The organism is Pseudomonas sp., assembly GCF_049645325.1.
Taxonomy (GTDB): domain Bacteria; phylum Pseudomonadota; class Gammaproteobacteria; order Pseudomonadales; family Pseudomonadaceae; genus Aquipseudomonas.
In genome coordinates this window covers 1-2,992 of the sequence record NZ_JBARTQ010000529.1, presented here as the reverse complement: position 1 = coordinate 2,992, position 2,992 = coordinate 1, and the positions used below count along the sequence as shown (strand labels likewise).

3 protein-coding genes are annotated in these 2,992 nt (G+C 55.0%); 2 read left to right on the top strand and 1 reads right to left on the bottom strand.

All coding sequences use genetic code 11. The annotated features are described in order from the left end of the window. Window positions 1-701: 701 nt before the first annotated feature. A complete protein-coding gene (locus tag WBB95_RS22450) occupies window positions 702-995 on the top strand; it encodes a fructose-bisphosphate aldolase (RefSeq protein ID WP_424489566.1) in 294 nt (97 codons plus the stop codon). Between the two features lie 257 nt (window positions 996-1,252). After that, window positions 1,253-1,615 carry a hypothetical protein gene (locus WBB95_RS22445; RefSeq protein ID WP_424489565.1) on the top strand — a complete coding sequence of 121 codons (363 nt, stop codon included), beginning with the start codon at window positions 1,253-1,255 and terminating at the stop codon, window positions 1,613-1,615. 129 nt (window positions 1,616-1,744) lie between these two features. Here the strand turns inward: WBB95_RS22445 and fba are convergent, their stop codons facing one another. Continuing rightward, window positions 1,745-2,809, bottom strand: coding sequence for a class II fructose-bisphosphate aldolase (gene fba, locus WBB95_RS22440; protein WP_003177554.1), 1,065 nt, complete (start codon window positions 2,807-2,809; stop codon window positions 1,745-1,747). Window positions 2,810-2,992: the final 183 nt, after the last annotated feature.

The following is a 2,992-nucleotide window of genomic DNA, read 5'->3' as shown; positions in this document are numbered from 1 at the left end:
GGACAATAGTGGGGACAGCAAGGAGGGGGCACGTGTGACGTTTGCGAAGTTGGATATTGATCATGATAACTAAACCATCAGGTTACTGAACCCTGTGCGAGGGCGTTTGCTTCCAATGCACTGAAGTAACCATGTCGACCCATAAAAAACCCGCCTCACGGCGGGCTTGTCGAAATAAACTAATAGCCACTTAAGATCACTGATCTGATCAACACTTGCCGCTGGCATCGTCTGATGGAAAGCCGGGATAATTCGACGATAGGTCAAGACGGTTCAACATGCCACTTAATATTGTGGGAGCAGGGCATGCCCGCGATGGCGGTGTATCAGCCTGCATTTTTGATGGCTGACCCACCGTCATCGCGGGCAAGCCCGGCTCCCACAGTTGCACTGCATGGGCTGGAGGCTCGGCGTTGGTCCTACACGGGCGTTGCGGGGAATCGGGGCGACGCTTATAGTTCGCCCCGTCGCTGGCATTGAACAACAGCGATAGGGTTTCGCAGCCCTACAGAGTTAATTCCGCACCCGTCAAAAACAGCCTAGGCTCTCGCCGATGGCCGTTTTTGTTATGGCGGCTGTGCGTGGGAGACCTTCGGGTCTGCCGGGTCTTAACTCCTCGGTCTGCGAACCCGCGTACAGCTGCCACCCCATTTGTTTCGCAGCAAAAGGTGGCCATTCTTCTTTCGAGTTAAGGATTTTCCATGAAGAACCAACTTCCACCCCGCCGTTTCTATCCCTGCACCGAAACCGCCACCGACTATCCCGTGCTATTGGTCGACAGCGACGCCCCACTGCTGGACCTCCACGCCTGCCTGCGCGAACGCCTCAACGCAGCCCTTGAACACCTCAACGTGATGGCCTGCTCCAGCTTTCTGGACTTCGCCGAGCGCGACCTGAACAACGTGGCCAACACGGCACGCATTCTGGTGCAGGACGTGAGTGATGTGTTCCGGGTCATCGAGCATCGTGGTTTCGATAAACCTGACGCCGTCTAATCAAATCCCAGCCGAACAAAAGCCCGCACCGATGCGGGCTTTTTTACAGTTGATACCCGCCAGGTTACTCACGCTTTCACCTCCTGCTTGCTCTTGGTAGCAACCGCTATATAAAACAACGCAAACAAGTATAAAAACTGTCATTTCTAACAGGTTACACATTGCAGCTTACTCACTACCCTCATAGAGCACCTTAAACAATGAAAACGACCGAAGTAGATATCCACTCTTAATAGCTTGCAGCAAAGGTGAACATCATGGGCCAAGTGAATCCGAACGGAACTTATACAGGCAATGTGTCTAGAGGTAACGAGAGTAACGCCGCCACCCTGAAAATCATTGCCTCAAACCCGCAAACGGGCAAGATAACTGACGCGACAATGGACTATTACGGATTGCGCTTCAAGGTTACCGGCGATTTCGCTTATCAAAACTTATCCGGAGAAAGCCCTGTAACTTTCACCCTCCGAGCAGAGGTTACAGGTGGAGAGAATAACGTGCATAACATCACTTTAGCATCGCCTGACAGGAGCTATGCTCATTTGAGTGGTAAGACTTACGTTGCGCGCGGGGGGCCGAATGTAGGTCAAACATACGACTTCAATCTATACAAAGCCTAATACCGTAAAATAACGGCCTAGGTGATTTTTTTAGCCAGCCCATTAGGCGGCATTCCGAAGTAGAGCGTGGGAACGATCGCGCACAAAAAAGCCCGCATCGCTGCGGGCTTCTGTTTAAACGCCTTAGGCTCAGTTCACCTTGGCATTCAACTCACCTTTCAAATAACGCTGGTACATCGCTTCCAACGAGATCGGCTTGATCTTCGAAGCATTACCGGCCGTACCAAACGCTTCATAACGTGCGATACACACGTCACGCATGGCAGTGACCGTGGCACCGAAGAATTTACGTGGGTCGAATTCGCTCGGGTTGGTGGCCATCAGGCGACGCATTGCGCCGGTGGACGCCAGGCGCAGGTCGGTGTCGATGTTGACCTTGCGCACGCCGTACTTGATGCCTTCGACGATTTCTTCAACCGGCACGCCGTAGGTTTCTTTGATGTCGCCGCCGTACTGATTGATGATCGCCAGCCACTCTTGCGGGACCGAGGAAGAACCGTGCATCACCAAGTGGGTGTTCGGGATGCGTTTGTGGATTTCCTTGATGCGGTCGATGGCCAGTACGTCGCCGGTAGGTGGCTTGGTGAACTTGTAGGCGCCGTGGCTGGTGCCGATGGCGATGGCCAGGGCGTCGACTTGGGTCTTTTTGACGAAGTCGGCCGCTTCTTCCGGGTCGGTCAGCATCTGGCTGTGATCCAGCACGCCTTCGGCGCCGATGCCGTCTTCTTCACCGGCCATGCCGGTTTCCAGCGAACCCAGGCAGCCCAGCTCGCCTTCAACCGACACGCCGCAGGCGTGAGCCATGGCCACGGTTTGTTGGGTAACGCGTACGTTGTACTCGTAGTCGGTTGGGGTTTTGCCGTCTTCGCCGAGCGAGCCGTCCATCATCACCGAGCTGAAGCCCAGCTGGATGGAGCGCTGGCACACGTCAGGGCTGGTGCCATGGTCCTGGTGCATGCACACCGGGATGTGCGGGAATTCTTCGATCGCGGCGAGGATCAGGTGACGCAGGAACGGCGCACCGGCGTATTTGCGGGCACCGGCCGAAGCCTGGACGATCACTGGGGAGTCGGTCTTGTCAGCGGCTTCCATGATGGCGCGCATCTGCTCAAGGTTGTTGACGTTAAAGGCTGGGACGCCGTAGCCGAACTCGGCTGCGTGGTCCAGCATTTGACGCATGCTGATAAGTGCCATTGTGTTGTCTCTCCCGGTAGAGGGTCGTTAATCGTGCAAGCCTGCCGTAGCGGCGGCTGCTATTCAAGTTATTGCAGATCAAGGGGTTAAGGCTTGGCCTGCTGAATCGTTATTGCAGTGTCCGGTTCACACTTTATGTCACGTTGGAACCGGTTCTACTGTGGGAGCGGGCTTGCTCGCGAA